Origin of the sequence: Treponema zioleckii, assembly GCF_014737315.1 — a bacterium.
Taxonomy (GTDB): domain Bacteria; phylum Spirochaetota; class Spirochaetia; order Treponematales; family Treponemataceae; genus Treponema_D; species Treponema_D zioleckii.
In genome coordinates, this window is the sequence record NZ_JPUF01000039.1 from 1 (window position 1) to 17062 (window position 17062).

At 43.1% G+C, this 17062-nt stretch carries 17 protein-coding genes and 1 tRNA gene; 4 read left to right on the forward strand and 14 right to left on the reverse strand.

The window, feature by feature from the left end; translation table 11 throughout:
* Positions 1-80: 80 nt before the first annotated feature.
* The 8 genes from JI65_RS10840 to JI65_RS10875 form a co-directional block, all read right to left on the reverse strand.
* Complete coding sequence (locus JI65_RS10840; RefSeq protein WP_191016368.1) at positions 81-1868, reverse strand: M30 family metallopeptidase; 1788 nt, start codon at positions 1866-1868, stop codon at positions 81-83.
* A gap of 134 nt (positions 1869-2002) precedes the next feature.
* Complete coding sequence (locus tag JI65_RS10845) at positions 2003-2533, reverse strand: hypothetical protein (protein ID WP_191016371.1); 531 nt, start codon at positions 2531-2533, stop codon at positions 2003-2005.
* A 341-nt stretch (positions 2534-2874) separates the two neighbouring features.
* On the reverse strand, positions 2875-3522 hold the full coding sequence (locus tag JI65_RS10850) for a hypothetical protein (RefSeq protein ID WP_191016374.1): 648 nt from the start codon (positions 3520-3522) through the stop codon (positions 2875-2877).
* Between the two features lie 308 nt (positions 3523-3830).
* Positions 3831-4481 (reverse strand): hypothetical protein, encoded by a 651-nt coding sequence (locus JI65_RS10855; protein ID WP_191016376.1) that lies wholly within the window; start codon positions 4479-4481, stop codon positions 3831-3833.
* A 250-nt stretch (positions 4482-4731) separates the two neighbouring features.
* Positions 4732-4804 (reverse strand) — tRNA-Ile (locus tag JI65_RS10860).
* Positions 4805-4876: 72 nt separating this feature from the next.
* Positions 4877-5500, reverse strand: coding sequence for a hypothetical protein (locus tag JI65_RS10865; protein ID WP_191016379.1), 624 nt, complete (start codon positions 5498-5500; stop codon positions 4877-4879).
* A gap of 118 nt (positions 5501-5618) precedes the next feature.
* Positions 5619-6158 (reverse strand): hypothetical protein, encoded by a 540-nt coding sequence (locus JI65_RS10870; protein WP_242457222.1) that lies wholly within the window; start codon positions 6156-6158, stop codon positions 5619-5621.
* A gap of 17 nt (positions 6159-6175) precedes the next feature.
* Positions 6176-6622 (reverse strand): hypothetical protein, encoded by a 447-nt coding sequence (locus tag JI65_RS10875; RefSeq protein WP_191016382.1) that lies wholly within the window; start codon positions 6620-6622, stop codon positions 6176-6178.
* 129 nt (positions 6623-6751) lie between these two features.
* Between JI65_RS10875 and JI65_RS10880 the strand changes: the two genes are divergently transcribed.
* Positions 6752-7873, forward strand: a complete 1122-nt coding sequence (locus JI65_RS10880) for a tyrosine-protein phosphatase (protein WP_191016384.1) — start codon at positions 6752-6754, stop codon at positions 7871-7873.
* Positions 7874-8133: 260 nt separating this feature from the next.
* On the opposite strand, the gene JI65_RS10885 is transcribed toward JI65_RS10880, so the two are convergent.
* The 4 genes from JI65_RS10885 to glmS are packed head-to-tail and all read right to left on the reverse strand — an operon-like array spanning position 8134 to position 12621.
* Positions 8134-8703: an ANTAR domain-containing response regulator gene (locus JI65_RS10885; protein ID WP_191016387.1), complete on the reverse strand. Its 570-nt coding sequence runs from the start codon at positions 8701-8703 to the stop codon at positions 8134-8136.
* A 5-nt stretch (positions 8704-8708) separates the two neighbouring features.
* Positions 8709-9980, reverse strand: coding sequence for a glutamine synthetase family protein (locus tag JI65_RS10890; protein WP_191016389.1), 1272 nt, complete (start codon positions 9978-9980; stop codon positions 8709-8711).
* 13 nt (positions 9981-9993) lie between these two features.
* Complete coding sequence (locus JI65_RS10895; RefSeq protein WP_191016392.1) at positions 9994-10752, reverse strand: rhamnogalacturonan acetylesterase; 759 nt, start codon at positions 10750-10752, stop codon at positions 9994-9996.
* Positions 10753-10761: 9 nt separating this feature from the next.
* The gene (glmS, locus tag JI65_RS10900) at positions 10762-12621 is read right to left on the reverse strand and encodes a glutamine--fructose-6-phosphate transaminase (isomerizing) (RefSeq protein WP_191016395.1); all 1860 of its coding nucleotides are present in this window, start codon (positions 12619-12621) and stop codon (positions 10762-10764) included.
* Positions 12622-12739: 118 nt separating this feature from the next.
* On the opposite strand from glmS, the gene JI65_RS10905 reads away from it, so the two are divergent.
* From JI65_RS10905 to JI65_RS10915, 3 genes are all read left to right on the forward strand, one after another.
* Positions 12740-12895, forward strand: coding sequence for a hypothetical protein (locus JI65_RS10905; protein WP_191016397.1), 156 nt, complete (start codon positions 12740-12742; stop codon positions 12893-12895).
* A 436-nt stretch (positions 12896-13331) separates the two neighbouring features.
* The gene (locus JI65_RS10910) at positions 13332-13661 is read left to right on the forward strand and encodes an ArsR/SmtB family transcription factor (RefSeq protein WP_191016399.1); all 330 of its coding nucleotides are present in this window, start codon (positions 13332-13334) and stop codon (positions 13659-13661) included.
* 2 nt (positions 13662-13663) lie between these two features.
* The gene (locus JI65_RS10915; RefSeq protein ID WP_191016402.1) at positions 13664-15841 is read left to right on the forward strand and encodes a heavy metal translocating P-type ATPase; all 2178 of its coding nucleotides are present in this window, start codon (positions 13664-13666) and stop codon (positions 15839-15841) included.
* A gap of 156 nt (positions 15842-15997) precedes the next feature.
* Here the strand turns inward: JI65_RS10915 and JI65_RS10920 are convergent, their stop codons facing one another.
* Positions 15998-16513, reverse strand: coding sequence for a hypothetical protein (locus JI65_RS10920; protein WP_191016405.1), 516 nt, complete (start codon positions 16511-16513; stop codon positions 15998-16000).
* 95 nt (positions 16514-16608) lie between these two features.
* Positions 16609-16899 (reverse strand): TRL domain-containing protein, encoded by a 291-nt coding sequence (locus JI65_RS10925; RefSeq protein ID WP_191016407.1) that lies wholly within the window; start codon positions 16897-16899, stop codon positions 16609-16611.
* Positions 16900-17062 lie beyond the last annotated feature (163 nt).

The following is a 17062-nucleotide window of genomic DNA, read 5'->3' on the forward strand; positions in this document are numbered from 1 at the left end:
GCAGTTCAGGGATTTATTTTTCTTTGGGGAGAGAATTTAAAAAGCGAGTTTTAAGCTGGTTAAAACTCGCTTTTGTTTTTTTATTGAATTATGACGTACATATAAACGTCTGCGGCGCCTTGGTCGCTAAATGTTAGTGTAAGTGTGTCGCTATTTGTTGTGCCGACTTTGTAAAGTGTCATTCCGTATTTAGGGCGGAGTGCGAGCGAGTAGTTCAGATTGAAAAGGAATGGTCCACTATATGTTGTGGCACTGCTGTCGTAAGCGGCAGACTTTTGACCTTGCACGATGAACTTGTTACTGTCTGTAGGATATTTATATGCGTTATCCCACAAGTTTATGGCTGTCATTGGGTAACTGTATGTGGTGCTGTATGTGAGAGTTTGTGCTGCAGCTTGATTGTGGGTGTAGTCACTTGTCGCACCGCCATTTGTGCAGGCTACCAGGAACTGCTGGAACAGTTCGTCGAAATTGTAGCTTTTGCTGGTTACGGTGTTTACGGCATCGACTATTGAGTTGCTGTCAACTGAATTGTTTGTGCTCATTTCCTTTACGAGTTTTGCTCCGCCATATTGGCGGCAGAGCCAAGAGCCAAAGCCGTAGCTGGTTGAGTAAGAAAGGGCTGCGTAGCCGTCGTTTCGGTATTCACGGATTCCTGAGAGAAAGTACGATGTGTTGAAGTACGGAAGTCGTTCTGCTTTTACGTTGGTAGAATCTGTAAGGCCAAGTTGGCTTGACATCATGTCTTCGCAGAGCATGGAAAGCATTTCGTTGTAGGCTGTGTCTGGAGTAATGCCTTGTTCGATGTCTTTTACACCGTAGTCAATCATGTGTTGGAACTCGTGTGCAAGGGTTGAGATTGAAGAATTCTGAGTTTCATCATCAGCGGCATAAATAGCATCGATGTAGAAATATTTTCCTTTATTTGAGTATGCGATTGGGCTTGAAACTCCCTCGATAGGAGTAAAATAATCTTTTGCATAGAAGTAGCCGAGTACGCCACATTGATTTGTAGCGTTGTAATCTGAACCAATATCATAAATTACGATATTTATTTTTTCACCTGTATCGCTATTCTCCGACATTGGAAGTGTTGCGGCAGCTTTGAGTGTACTTACTTGTGCAGTTGAATCTATTAGGTTGTTTGATTCATTTCCAAAAACATTTGTGATTATAGGATAGAATGATTCAAAGCTATTTTTAAATTTCGTGGCAACAGTTTGTATATCGCTTGAAGTTTTACCTTGTTTTGTAAAATCTGATTCGATACACCATACGTAACAATTATCACCTGCGGCATAAAGCTTTGCTGTTTTTTTGCCATATTGGTTCATGTTTACATTGATATCTACCCAAATATCCCTTGTACTAGTTCCTTCTGTGTAAGTTTTTTGCATGACTGGTGACGGAACTGTTGTACTTGCCACTCTTGCGCTTCTTGCGGCAGTTTTTACGCTTTCAAGGTCGATTTTTGGTGCGTGAAAGTGTTTGAACTGTGTTTCAGGTGGCTGTACGTCGTTTAGTTCCGTTGTATCGGCAAGGGCTGCACGTGAGGCTCCTGTGGAGTTTGTTATTGTGCGCTGATACTTTGCGGCAATTGTGGACTCTCCAGTGTTTACTTTTGCAAGGTAAACATTTTTTCCTGTGGTTAGGTTTGATATTGTTAATGTTTTTGTTTCAGGTGCGACTTCAAAAGCATAGTGGTTAATATCGCTTGCAGAATATGTATCAGTTTCGCTTTCTGTTGCAGTTATGATTTCTACTCCGTCTTCGGTGGTCTCTTCATCGCCTATGCAACTTGTAAAAGAAAATATAAAAAGTCCTGCAAATAAAATGAATGCGAGGGGCTTAAAAATGTCTTTTTTCATTCTGTTTGTCTCCATGAAATCTGGGATTCTTCAATGATTTTTTGTCATTGACTTTTTAAAATGCGTCTAATGTACAAAATATCAAATAAGTGCTGTAGTTACAGATTCCGAAACGAGTTCGGAATGACGGTTAATTATTTTCTCGTAAGTTCAAGTTTCCAGTTTTTAACATTCATATTGTTGAGAGGAATTCCGTTGATTGGCTCGTAGGTAATCACTCCGTTTGAAATTGTGTAAGTTTGTGTAATCGGTTCGCTTAGCGTGTTGAGCGGAAATTTGTCGTTTCCGTACGTCTCGGTTTTTTCAAAAAATCCGAATAATCTTGCGTTGTTTAATTTTGCAATACTGTCTGAAGTGGATTTTTTATATGTGCAAGTAATTGTGCTGTCGCTCGCGACGTTTCCGGTGTATGTTCCTGTTGCTATGGAATAGTCCTCTGTTATAGTTTTGTCATTTGTTTTTTCGGGACGTTCAAATTTTTTGTGAAGCTCAAAAGTGCCGTCGTCATAAAATGCAAGTGTGATTTTCCCAATTCCGCTTTCTTCGTTTTGATAATATGCTATTGCATCAGTGAACTCTTCCTCTTCCGAGCAGCCTGTAAATGAAAATGCGAAAAGTCCCGCAAGGAGTAGGGCTGTAAAAAAGTTAAGATATTTGTTTTTCATATTTGCCTCCATAAATGTGTCTTATATTTTAGTATAATGCCAAAAAGTTAATTTGTCTTTTGTGCAAAGCGGTTTTGCAGGGGAAAATCAATGTCAAAGGGGTTGCGGCTGCGCTCACCGGAAGGAGGGCGGGCAAAAGTTTTCCCAGACCGTGTGTCATGCTGAACTCGACCGCTTTCGTTTTCGCGGTCGCCTTGATTCAGCATCTGAGCCCTAAAATTGAGGTGAGCCCCTGAAACAAGTTCAGGGTGACGGTTTGTAATTCTGAATGACAAGATTTCAATACGGAATGGCAAAATTTCGGTTTTGACTGCGCTCTGCCGCCGTAGGGGCGAACGGGTTTATGTTCTCGTGGTGCGCGCTGGTGTTTCTGCGCGGACGACGGTCCCAAAGTCGGGCAAACTGTCAGTGGACTCAATGCGTTCATCTTCTTCTGAATTTTTATCTTCGCGTGGATTTTCGCCCGGCTTTTTTTGGGTTTTTGCTTTGTTTTTGTTTGCGAAATGCGTTCGGATTTTGTCTGAGCCGTTTATGTTGATTGAAAGTTCCGTGGTTTTGTCGGGGTTCATCGTATAGATTGCGAAGCGGTATTTGTGACCTTTTTTGACCGGAAAGCTGTCGTCAATGTAATTTTCGAAACTTTTTGAATTTTCGGGTTTTGTGTTTTCTGCGTCGTCGGTTACGTCGATGATTGCGATTTTTTGATAGCCGCTGAAAATGCTAGCGGTGCCGAGTTTGAAGATTTTGGCAGAAAACTCGATTTTGTTGCCTGCCGCAACGATTATTTTGTCGCCGTAAAACCATCTGTTGATTGAAGACGAGGATGGGAAAAAAAAGTCCAGCGGGGATGTAAACTTTTCTTCCTGCGGTTCTGCCGTGATTTTTACGACATCGGTTGTGTCTCTGAGCAGTGAAAAAATCCCAAGCGCGGTCGCGCTCAGTAATACGGCAAGGACCATTTTTAATACGACTTGTTTTCGTTCGTTCATTTTTATCTCCTCGATTTTATAAATATCAAATTAGTGTCATTCAAGTCATTTTAGCACTTATTTTTTGGATTCCGAAATGAATTCTGAATGGCAAAGTGATTTCGACTGCGCTCAACCACCGGGGGCGTGGGGAAAAGTTTTTCCCAGACCGTGTGTCATGCTGAACTCGACCGCTTTCGTTTTCGCGGTCGCCTTGATTCAGCATCCGTGCCCCAAAATTGAGGTGAGACCCTGAAACAAGTTCAGGGTGACGGTTTGCAATTCTGAATGACAAAGTGGTTTCGACAGGCTCAACCACCGGGGGCGTTTTAATTTATTTCTTTGAGTTTTAGATTGATGTTCATGCTTGAAAAAAATTCTGTGAGCGATTTTACAAAATCCCTGTCAAAAATAAAGTCTGCCTGTGCGGTAACCGCGTTGCCTTCGTAGCCAAGAAAAGTTACCGCAACGGGGTATGCGTCCTGAAACTCAAAAATGTAAATGCAGTCTTCTTTAAGGTCGTTGCTTACGAACGTCGTTTGGGTGGTAAAGATGGCTGCTGCCGCAATTTCTGTGGTGCCAAGCTTTGCGTTCCAGATTGAAGGAAAGGATGTAAAAAGCCGTTTTAAAAGTTCTGTTTGTAGCCGTGGCGAAAAATCTTTTATGCTGTCTTCGCTAAAACTTGCGCCAAAGGTACTGAGCAGGAGGTTAAAATTGCTCAAAAAATCACCGTCAAGGCGATAGATATGCGTTGGTTTTTCCATTTCGCTGGAGGCGAGTTCGGAAATCTTTTGATTTACTTGGTCATTGTAGTTTCCGAATAATAACGAGACGTAATCTTTGGATTTTGCTTTTTCGCTCATAAGTGAAATTGACGAAAGTCCGTGTTCGACAAGTGAATTGTCTTTTTGCTTTTTCGATGCGCATGATCCGAGAATCAGCGTGAGCAAGACGGGGATTAGAAATAGGGATTTTTTCATTTTGACTCCATTTTTTTATTTTGATGCAATTTTGTGCAGAGTTAAAGTTCCCTTTTGATTTTACCAATTATCTTTAATGTCGTTTAGAATTGCGTGATTTTCTTCTTCAAATTCAGCTTTTTTGTGTTCTTTTTTTTTGTCTGAGTATAGGATAACAGAGGAAGTGATTTACGTGTATTTTCTCACTTCGTTACGAAAATACTTGGGCATAAAAAAAGACTCTTGCGTTAAGCAATAGTCTTTTGGAATGTGGGCCATCTTGGATTTGAACCAAGGACCAAAGGATTATGAGTCCTCTGCTCTAACCGCTGAGCTAATGGCCCGTCAAGTAGAAAATAATCTAGCACAAAATCGGGGTTTTAGTCAAGGTGATTGCGGCTCACGGACAAGAAAAATTATTGGATTTTTTCCATTTTCAAATTGATGAAACTTTTGAGTTCCGAAAGTGTGCTTTCAAAAAATGAAATAAAATTTTTGTCCAGCACATAAGTTGCCGAGGCAATTACGGCTTTGTCTTCGCATTTTTCAAAGCCGACTGCAACAGGATACGCGTCTTCAAATGTAAAAATGTACAGGCAGTTTTCTTTTAGCCCGTCGCAGTCAAAAGCGGTTGTGGAAGCGATTATGCTTATGGCGGCGATTCCGAATGAGTCTGCGACTCTGTTTGACAAGACTGCTGGAATCATAAAAATAAACTTTTTTTCAAATTCATTGCGGACTCTTGGCGAAAGGTCTTCGTTTTCCAATCTGAAAATTCCCAGTGAATTCTGCACGAAAGCCGAAGCGTCGCCGGAAATTTTGTAAACTGCAGTCGGTTTTGAAACATCACCGGCACTGATTTCGCGGATTTTGTTCAAAATCTCTTCGTTGCTGACGAACATTGACCTATAAGTTTGGCTCGAAGCCTTTTCTTTCATCAGCGAGGCAAGCGAAAGTCCCTGTTCAAACAGCTTCTTTTCGCTTTTGCTCTTTTTGCCAGATTTTGCACTTCCCGCCGACATTACCGCAGTCAGCAGCATAAAAATAAGAATAAGTTTTTCATTGTATTACCCCATTTTTTTGTGTGTTTTGATTTTGATTTCGTTTTCGTTTATCGTACAGAAAAAGCCGTTTTTGGTGAATGAGCCGAGGGAAAAATCAAAATAAATGCGAATAGATATTGCACCTGAAATAATTATCCTGAATTTTCAGAAGATGGATTATCCGGTCGGCGCTGAATGATTCGGAAAGTTTTTTGTCGCCGGATTTGTACAGTTCGTCGAGATTGTTGTTTTCGTCGAAAATTATCACGCTGTAGTTGTCCAAAAATCCCGCGTCCCAGATGATTCCCGCGTAATCGCCGAAACTCCTGATGTTTTCGTTTTCCGTGCCGTTCCGAACGAAATCGTCGAGCTCGGATTTGTAGCGGGAAAACTCCAATTTGAGAGCAATCCGCTCGGAAACAGAATATTTTAGAATGAAAAACGAGCTTAAAACTGAAAAAGCAAGCGGAAGGAGAAACAGAATCGATTTTACGTTCCATTTTTCTATGAGAGCCGCAACGAAAACCGCAAGATTCGCAATCACAAGGAAAATGAAAACCGAAATAAAAAACAGCGCGCCCAAAATCGAGAGCTCCCTTATAATTTGGAACGAGAGCAGCACGTACAAAAGAAAAATTCCGTTCGAGAAAATCAAGGCAAATTTTTCATATTTTATTCGTCCTCATTTATCGGATTTTCCTTAAACTCTGCGTCTTTTCCGCTGATTTCCATTCTTGCGGTGATTTTGCCGTTTTCTTTTGTGATGAAAAAATCGTAATCGAAAAAAGCCCAGTTGTTGAATTTGTACTGCGAATATTGTTTGACAAGTTTTCCGCCGTGACGGACTTCAAAGATATTTTCGCCGTACTCGTATCGTGGGAAAGGCTTTTTTGTCCTGCCGTTTTCAAAAACAACGCGGTCGTTCCACAAAATCGTGATTTCAGGAAGCATTTCGCTTTCGGCGTGGACATTGAGATTGTTCAAATCAAAGAAAATTGAAGCCAAATGACCTTTTTCTTCTTCGTCCCTGAACAAATAACCGTAAGTTGATACAAAAAAGACACTTAAAACAGTCACTGTAAGAAAAATTATCAATCCAAAAATTCTGCGTTTTTTCATTGCAACATCATATAGAAGAATTTTCTAAAAATCAATTTTTCATTTCTCCGCATTTTATTGAATATTTGCACAAAAATCTTCCATTTATATTATATACTTATTAAAAATATTTGTTAGGAGTCACTTGATATGAAAATAACTCATTTTTGCAGAATTATGACCATTGGAGCGATTGCAGGTTTGGCACTTGCTTCTATAAATCTAACTTCTTGTGCATCTACTGCAAAAACAGCTTCTGCTGCAGAATCTGTTAAACTTGTTTCTGTTTCGGGAAAAATTACAGGAATCGAAAAATACGGGCACTGTAATACCGACGTTGAAGTAAAAACTTTGCTTGAATCAGGCTATGATTTGGGTGACGTTCTTACAGTTTCTTATGACAACGGATACACTTTTAAGGCTCCGCTTGTAGGCGGATATGATGTAAAGCGCGGTGAAAAACTTGTGCGCACGGAATACGGTAACGGCTACATTGCTTTCTGTATAAACTACGGAAAAATGAATGCAGAAGCTGGCGTTGACATTGGCAGCACCTTTACGATTTCTCTTGCGGAAAAAGCTGGATATTTAGCACAGTACAAAGTTCATAATCTTAAGCGCACAGATGAACGCTCTGATTATGATTCAGATGAAATTTTTGCAAATTACCGCCCTGTAGTTGCCGGAAAACTCTATCGAGGAAGTCATCCTGCAAAAAGTGGCTGGACTCGTGCTCCGTATGTTACCCGCCTTATGCTCAAAGACGGCATTCAAACCATTATTGACATGGCTGATTCCCAGAAGGAATTTGATTCATATCAGTCGGGCGAGAATGCAAGTGCTTGCATGAAACAATGCTATGAAAATGGAAATGTTGCACTTTTGAGCATGAAAATGGACTTTACGTCTCAGGAATTTGCAGATGGAATTGTAAAAGCCGTTCGCTTTGTAAATAGTCATCCAGCTCCATACTATGTACATTGTAACGAAGGAAAAGACCGCACCGGATTCTTCTTTATTTTTGCCGAGTCACTTCTTGGTTGGAGCGAGCAGGCTATTGCCGATGATTATATGCAGACTTACCGCAATTATTATCATCTTCAGCCTGGCGATGAGACTTATGCAATTGTTCTTGATGAAAACGGAAAGCAGATAATGAATTTCCTTAAAGGCGAGGAAAAAACGATTAAAGCTGGTACAAGAAAATGGGCTGTTAGCGCAGGGCTTACCGAAGCCGAAATCGATTCATTTGTCAGCAGAATTGGCAAGTAAGAATAGAATTCTTCCCTAGATTTTTAAGGGTGAATAAGAAACTGCAAGTGGATAAAAAAATTGTCGGAACGAGAGCGAAAGGAAACGCCGAAAACTGATTTTTGGATTTTAAATCGATTTGTGCGTTTCCCGCAAGTTTCTAACGAAACTCGCGCTTTTATAAAATGTCGCTTGCAAAGTGAAGTACAAGTTTTCATTGAAAACTTGTGGGAAACGTACAAGCCAAACTTTTTGTTTTAGTTTGTCATGCACGTTTCCTTTTACGTTTCGTAAGTCCTTAAAATATTCTCTGCGACCATTGTGCGTGTTTGCCGAAGGTTCATGCTTTGCTTTTCGATGTACCGGTGGGCTTGAGCTTCATTCATTTTTAGCATCTGCATCAAAACGAGTTTTGCCCGGCTCACCAGCCTGAGTTCTTCGATTTTTTGTCGGAGCTTTCGGTTTTCGTCTTCAAGCATGGCCAGTCGCTTTCTGCTTGATTGCAGAAGTTTTGTTGCCTGATAAAAAAAATCTGGCGAAATCGGTTTTGGAACTACAAAAACGCCACTGTTTTCAACATTTATGTTCACTTCGTCGAGTTTGTCGTTCTCAACAATCAAGATTACGCCGCTGGACGAATTTTCGGAGGCGTGCAAGGCAAAATCGTCTCCCAGTTCGTCCGAGAGCGGGGTGTCAATAATGATAAGGTCATATTCGTTTTCGAGAACGCAACGTCTGGCTTCGCTGCCGCTCTGGGCAGCTACGATTCTGCTGAAAGGCTGAGAATAGAGCAAGTCAGAAACTATGCCCATTGTCGTGTTCGTGTTCGAAACGATTAAAACACTTCCCATAGGCTTTAGAACTCACCGAATTCTGGATCCGAAACGTGATTTTCAGGACTGTTAAAAAAGTCCACAACCTCGTACGGAAGATATTTTTTAATAAAATCGCCTTTTTGAGCGTATTTTACAGCTTCTGCAAGGCTGTGCGGCAAGGATTCCATATCCCTGAGCTGATCGCCGGAGGCTCTGTAAAAATCAATATCGACTTCTGGCGGAAGTTCAAGTTTTTTTTCGATTCCTTCAAGACCTGCGCAAAGAATCAGGTAGATGTCCAGGTACGGATTTCCTGCCGTGTCAGGCGAGCGCAACTCTATTCGGGCAGCGTCTCCTGTTGCCGCAGGAATTCTTATGAACTGACCTTTGTTTTCGTGGCTCCAGCTTATGTATCCCGGAGCTTCGTATTCTCCGAGGCGGGAATATGAGTTTGGCAGCGGATTCAAGAATGGTGCCATTTCTTTTGCACGGGCCAGGATTCCTGCCAAAAATGATTTGTATTCTTCGCTCTTTTCGCCTTCCTCAACGAGATTTTTTCCGTTTTTGGTAATCGAAATGCTGATGTGCAATCCGTTTCCGGCTTTGTTTGCGAGCGGTTTTGGCAAGAAACTTGCAAAAAGACCGTTCCGTGCGGCGATTGTTTTTACGACGATTTTGAATGTTTGCAAATTGTCCGCCGCGTTGAGCGCGTCGTCATGGCGAAAGTCAACTTCATTCTGACCCGGTCCTTTTTCGTGGTAGCTGCATTCCGGGGGAACGCCCATTTGTTCGAGCGTGAGGCAGATTTCTCGGCGAACGTTCTCGCCCTTGTCGCGTGGTGCGAGGTCGCAATAGCCGGCATTGTCATAGGGAATCGTGGTCGGGTCGCCTTTTTCGTCGCATTTAAAAAGATAGAACTCACAGGCCGTGCCGATTTTGAATTCAAGACCTTTTTTTCGCTGCTCGTTTACAAGATTTGCGAGCATTTTTCGTGTGTCGGCAACGAACGGGGTTCCGTCCATGTGGCGAATGTGGCAGAAGAAGCGTACAACCCGGCCCTGCTGTGGTCTCCACGGAAGCACGCAGAGCGTTGTTGGGTCTGGAACGATGAACAAATCTGATTTTGTAACGCCCATAAATCCGTTTACCGCGCTTGCGTCAAAGGAAATTCCCTGGGAAAATGCTTTTCCGAGTTCTGTGGGCTGAATCGAGATTGATTTTATTGCACCGTAAAAGTCCGTAAAAAACAGTTTGATGAATCTTACGTCGTTTTCCTGAATGTACTGAATTACTTCTTCTTCTGAATAATACATTTTCCTCAAGTCCTTATTTTTTGAAGATTACGGCTTCGTCGTCAATCTCTTTGTCGTTGCCGGTTTTTTCCACCGGTTTTATGAGTACGCTCTGAGAGATTTTTTTGTAGTAAATGTATTTTTCGCCGATTTTTGAAATTTCCTGTGCGAAGATTTTTGAGAACGCGAACGCTCCGTCCGGGCGAAGATGACTGTTGTCGTCTTTTCCGTCAGGGTAGTTCTCGTAAAGGCCGCCGTCAAAATTCATAAAGAATCGTCTGGAATCTTTTTCGCCGACTTTTTCGATGAACTCGCTCGTGAGAGTCGTCATGTCAATGCAAGGCACGTTTAGTTTTTCTGCCACGCGCTTTATTGCGGCAGGATAGTCCCCGTGCGTGTCTTCAAGTTTTCCGTTTGAAAATTTTCTGCGGCACATCGGAGTGAGCAGAATCGGATTTGCGGCGTGCTCGCGGAGTTTGTTCACAAAGAATTCAAGATTCTGCTGGAATTCACCGTTTTCTTTTGGCGACGTGTATCTTGTTGGGTCTGCGATTTTTTCGTCGTTGTGCCCGAACTGAATCAGCACGAAATCATCGTCTTTGAGTGATTTTAGAGCGTCGGCAAATCTGCCTTCCTCAATGAAGGATTTTGTACTTCGTCCGTTCCGTGCAAAATTCAAAAACTGCGTGTCGGCTGGAAAGAATCTTACCAATTCCTGAACCCAGCCTGTTTGCGGGTACGTTGAAAAATCGTTGTGCTGCGTTATGCTGTCGCCAAGGCAAATAATTCTCATTCTTTCCTCCTACTCGACCGTAACCGATTTTGCGAGGTTTCGCGGTTTGTCCGGGTCGTTTCCGCGCTGTACAGAACAGTAGTACGCGAAAAGTTGGGCCGGAATTACAGAAATCATTGAGGCTAGGGCAGGTTCGCATTCCGGGAGCGTGATTACTGTGTTGCAGCTTTCTTTGAATGCGCCCTGTTTGTCGAGCGTGATTGCCATCGTAACGGCACCGCGGCTTTTGACTTCGACGATGTTCGAAGCGAGCTTTTCGTACAGTTCCGGCTCGGTTGCGATTGCGATAACGAGCGTGTCTTTGTCAACAAGCGCAATCGGCCCGTGCTTCAATTCTCCTGCGCTGAACGCTTCGCAGTGCATGTAGCTTACTTCTTTGAGTTTGAGCGCGCTTTCGAGCGATGTTGCGCTGTCGAACTGGCGGCCAATATAAAAGATTTTAGATTTGTTGAATTGCTGTGACGCAAATTTTTGGATTTCTGCCTGATTCTCCATTATTTCCTGGGCTTTTTGCGGAATCATTTCAATTTGGGCAAGCAGTTTTTCGTATTCGTCTTTTTTAAGTTCTCCGCGAATCTGGCCCATTTTGAGTGCGAGAAGATAAAGGCACATGAGCTGTGTGGTGTAGGCTTTTGTTGAGGCAACGGCGATTTCTGGGCCTGCCCACGTGTAAATCACTTCGTCCGCTTCGCGGCTTACGGTTGAGCCTACGCAGTTCGTAATGGCAATAACTTTTGCGCCAGCCGCTTTTGCGAGTCTCAGTGCTGCCAAAGTGTCGGCTGTTTCACCCGACTGCGAGATTACGATAAAAATGTCGTTCTTTTTGAGGATTGGATTTCGGTAGCGGAATTCTGAGGCAACGTCTACTTCAACAGGAATTCGCGCGAATTTTTCAAAGGCGTACTTTCCGACCACTCCGGCATGGTAAGCCGTTCCGCAGGCTGTGATTACGACGCGTTCTGCGTTTTTCCATTCATCACCAAAATCAAATTCGTCAAACTTTATGTCGGTTGCCTTTCCGTTTTCGTGAACGAGGCGAGGACGTAAAGTGTCGGTGAGTGCTTTTGGCTGCTCGTGAATCTCTTTGAGCATAAAGTGAGCGTATCCGCCTTTTTCTGCCGAGCTTAAATCCCAGTCAACATGGTATGGCTCGCGAACAACTTTATCTCCGTCTTCGGTAAAAAGGTCAACGTGGTCTGTGTAAAGGACAGCGACTTCTTTCTGGTTCAAAAAGTAAACGTCGCGGGTGTATTCGAGAACTGCAGGAACGTCGCTCGCAATAAGATTCTCACCGTTTCCAAGACCTACGATGAGCGGGCTTTCTTTGCGCGCGGCAATGAGTCTGTCTGGATAGTCTTTGCAGAGCACGCCCAAAGCGTAGCTTCCTTCAAGACGGTGAAGCGTCTCCAGAACGGCCTTAAAAATGTCTTTTGTGCTTTCGTAAAAATAATTGATAAGGTGAGCGATGACTTCTGTATCAGTCTGGCTTCTAAAAACAACGCCCTTTGCCTGCAGGTAAGATTTTAGTTTTGCGTAATTTTCCACGATTCCGTTGTGAACGACTACGATTGAACCGCTTTCGTTCGTGTGCGGATGAGCGTTCAGGTCGCTAGGTTCTCCGTGGGTTGCCCAGCGCGTATGTCCGATTCCAAGGTGAATGCCCTGGGATTCTTTTATGACTTCTTTTGTGATTTTTTCTTCAAGGAATTTTAATGCGCCCTTTGCTTTGCGCACCACGATTTCTTTGGAGTCCGCTCCAAAAACAGCGATTCCCGCCGAATCATAACCGCGGTACTCCAATTTTTTTAGTCCGTTAATAAGAACTGGCGTAACTTCTTTATTTCCAACGTATCCAACAATTCCACACATATAATTCCCCTCAATAAAGTCTATCTGTGATTCTACGCTTTTTCAGGTCGAATGTCGAGTTTGTAGGTCAGTGTAAAAATCTGCAATTTCTGACACTGATGAACGCAGATACACACAGATGAGACACAGATTTTTACGTTGGCAAGTTGACAATCTGTCAGTTTTGACACAGATGCACACGGATGAACACAGATGGGACACAGATTTTTTTAGGAGAATTTTGAGATTCAAAACCAGACCAAAAATCATCTCTGACGGTAGCGAGGAGGAATAAAAAATGATTCTGAGCAGTGCGAGCGAAGCGAGTCAGATACCTATTCTGCTCAGCCATCATTTTTTAGGCGGCGTAGCGGACGGCAGAGCAGATTTTTGCTATTGCAAGTTAAATTGCTGTGTCGGGGCTTGACAATTTTTATATATGAATTATTATTCATGTGAATATAAAATCATTTGAATTGTTATTCATGTGAGTTTACCCAAAAAATGCTTCGACTCAAAAACTGCGGAATGCATAATTCGGGTTGAAAGTTGACTAAAAATCTGCTCTGGCGGTAGCGAAGACGAATAAAAAAATGATTCTGAGCGTCGCGAGCGTTAGCGAGTCGGATACCTCTAAAGCTCAGCCATCATTTTTTTAGGCGGCGTAGCGGACGACAGAGCAGATTTTTACACCTACAAGTTCACACCGCATTTACAGACAAGGAGTTTTTATGGCACAAAACACCGACATACTTCAAAAAATCCCCGATGAGGACGTACTAATCGACCTTGCCGAGCTTTTTAAAATCTTCGGCGATTCCACGCGCATCCGAATCCTACACGCGCTGCTCCAAAAAAGCCGCTCCGTAACTGAACTTTCGGACGCGCTAAAAATGGAACAGTCCGCCGTCTCGCATCAGCTAAAAATCCTCCGCACGAGCAAACTTGTCCGCTCGCGACGCGAAGGCAAAATGATGATTTACGAACTTTCGGACGACCACGTGTCTTCGATTATGAATCAAGGACTTGAGCACGTTACCGAACCAAAAGAGGAGGCCTAATTATGGAAGAAAAAATTCTTGAGAATCAGAAAAAAGAGCATGATGAACACGCTCACTCGCACTGTCACGAAGGTTCTTGCACGTGCCACCACGGCCCGCACGAGTCGCACTCGCATTCACACGAGTCCCCTGCGCACCACCACGAGCATGAGTCTTGCGCAAGCGGGATAAAATGCAGTTGCTGCCACGACGAGGAAGACGCTGACGACAAAAACGCGCTCAAAAAAATCATCCTTTCTGCGATTGTGTTCGCGCTTGCGCTCTGTGTTGAGCATCTGCCGGTTTTCGGGGCAAACTCCGCGCTCCTTTCATCACTAAAAATTCCTTACGAATACGTCCGTGACTTTTACATCATTTTGTATCTCATTTCTTATTTGATTTGCGGACGGGGAGTCGTTCTTGGGGCCGTAAAAAATCTCAAAAACGGAAACCTTTTCGGCGAGCAGTTCTTGATGAGCGTGGCTTCCCTCGGAGCCGTATTTGTTGGCGAGTTTGGCGAGGCTGTTGCGGTAATGCTCTTTTACATGCTTGGCGAGTTTTTTCAGGATTACGCCGTTGACCGCTCAAAAGATTCAATTTCCGCCCTCATGGATATTCGTCCCGACCGTGCGACTCTCATAAAAAATGGCGAAGAGATTTCTGTGAACCCGGAAGAAGTTTCTGTCGGCGATTTGATTCTCGTTCGGCCTAGTGAGCGAGTTCCGCTCGACGGCATTGTTGAAGAAGGCGAGACTTTTGCAGACACTTCCGCACTCACTGGCGAAAGCGTTCCTCGAAAAATCTCTGTTGACGAAGAAATTACCTCTGGATTTGTGAACGTTCAGGGCGTTGTAAAAGTGCGCGTCACAAAATCTTATGGCGAAAGTGCCGTAACTCGAATTTTGAACCTTACCCAAAAAGCGAGCGACGTAAAAGCCCGCTCCGAAAAATTCATTACGCGCTTCTCAAAAATCTACACTCCGATTGTTTGCGCGCTGGCTCTCGCGGTCGCAGTCCTTCCGCCTCTTGTTCTCTCGCTTTCTGGAAACGCACTTCTCGATTCCGCTCTCTGGAACAAATGGATTTACCGCGCGCTCATGTTCCTTGTAGTCTCTTGCCCGTGCGCTCTCGTGATTTCCGTTCCGCTCACGTTCTTTAGCGGAATCGGTGCTGCAAGTTCCAAAGGAATCCTTGTGAAAGGCTCAAACTTTATGGAAAATCTGGCAAAAGTCAAAGTCGCAGTTTTTGACAAGACAGGAACGCTCACAAAGGGATTTTTTAAAGTTACGCAAGTTTCTTCTATTAATAAAGAAAGATTTTCGGAAGATGAACTTTTGAGTCTTGCAGCTCATGCGGAATTTTACTCGAATCATCCGATTTCAAAATCTCTCAAAGAAAGTCACGTCGCAAAATCCGGAAGTGATGAATGTTGCAGGCTTGCCCGAAAAGAAAATTACGAGGAATTTAGCGGTCATGGCGTAAAAGTCGTTATTGACGGAAAATTGGTTTTGGCCGGAAACGCCAAGTTGATGAAAAACGAGGGCGTGCGGGGCTTTGTTGATTCTGAAGATTCTAAAGATTCTGATGAATCAACAAAAACTTTCGGCTCTGTCGTTCATATTGCCTGCGACGGCGAGTACGCTGGATTCATCGTTATTTCTGATGAAGTTAAGGAAAACTCAAAGGCGGCTTTGAAAAACTTAAAGTCACTCGGAATCAAAAAGACCGTTATGCTCACCGGAGACAACGCTGAGTCTGCAAGCCACGTTGCGTCTCTTACAGGCGTTGACGAATTTTACTCGCAGCTTTTGCCGGAGGACAAAGTTTCCCGCGTTGAGGAAATTATTGCAAAATCTTCTGGCGGAAAGGTTCTTTTTGCTGGCGACGGCGTGAACGATTCCCCTGTTCTTGCCCGCGCGGACGTTGGCGTTGCGATGGGCGCGCTCGGTAGCGATGCCGCGATTGAGGCTGCCGACGTTGTGATTATTGATGACAACCTGGAGCGTCTTTGCGACGGAATTAAAATCGCCCGAAAAACCGTCAGAATTGTGGGCGAGAATATCGTCATTTCCCTCGGCGTAAAAATCGCGATTATGGTTTTGGGAGCCGTCGGCCTTACGAATATGTGGTTTGCAGTTTTCGGCGACGTTGGCGTAATGTTCCTCGCCGTACTGAATTCAATGCGGGCCTTGAAACGCTAAAATTTTTTAGGCGCAGATGGAACTCGGAGAAAATCTGTGTTTTATCTGCGTCAAAAAATTGTCATTCCCCTGTTTGAGTTTGAGGATTGTCGGGACAAGCCCGACACTGCCATGCGTTTTAGCCTTTGCAAAATGAAAACTCGAAATTAATGTCTGTTATTTTTCTACAATCTTTTTAAATTCAACACCGCCAAGTTTCATCTTGTCGCCATTTATCGAGAATTCCTCGTGGTATTCTTCGTCCCCGATTGTCGGATTTAGATCCTGATAATCCTGAAAATCCATTTCATTTCCGTCAGGCAATGTCACGGTCTCGGCGAAGAAATTTATGTTGTCGCCGTATAAATTATAGCTTCCGTTTATGGTTATTTCGGAAGCAAATTCTTTTGCAATTTCGTCTTCGGATTTTGGAAGTGTGAATTCGTCAACTTTTTCGATTGAAGAAAGATTTTGCGTTATTTTCTTTGAGAAATTTTTTGAAGTAAAAACGTATTCGATTTTTTGTTCAATATTGAGGTAAAGAACGATATTTCCTTTTTCTTCTGGTCGTTCCATTCCGTTTCGAATTTTGTATGAAGCCTGCCATTTTCCGGTCAACGGATTGTTTGACTGGCAGCCAGAAATAAAAAGCACAGACAATGCGCCCAATAAAATTGTAATGTATTTTTTCATATTTTTAATAACGTGATTCAATTTAGGGTATAAAAAACGAGTTCCCCAACAAGCAGAGAACTCGTTTTTTGCAAAATTTAGTTTTGCGCTTAAAATTAGTCTCCAGTTACGATTGTGGTAACTGTTGTGTAAAGACCAAGGAATGTAAAGAATTGTTGGTCAACAGTTGCAATATGCTTAATACCACCATTCTGAGCAGCTTTGAGCATAGTGTTGTCAGATTTAAGCTGGAAGCCCAAAACATTTACAGATGATGCCTCACCTCTTTTTTCACCAACAGTACCAGAGCCTGCTGCTATTGGGCGATAGCTTGAGCATGAAGCGCATGTAAGAGCCAATGCCGAAGCGGCACAAATTCCAAGAAGTGTTTTCTTGATAGATTTCATACGAATCTCCTTTTTTTGTAAAATATGTTATTACTATACAAAAAAAAGTACCACTGCAAGAGTTTTTTTAAATTGATTCAACCTATCAGATTTCGTTAAAAAATCGCCGAAAATAAAAAAATAGGCGGCCATAGGAACTCTTGCGAGGTCCGACAAGGTTGGC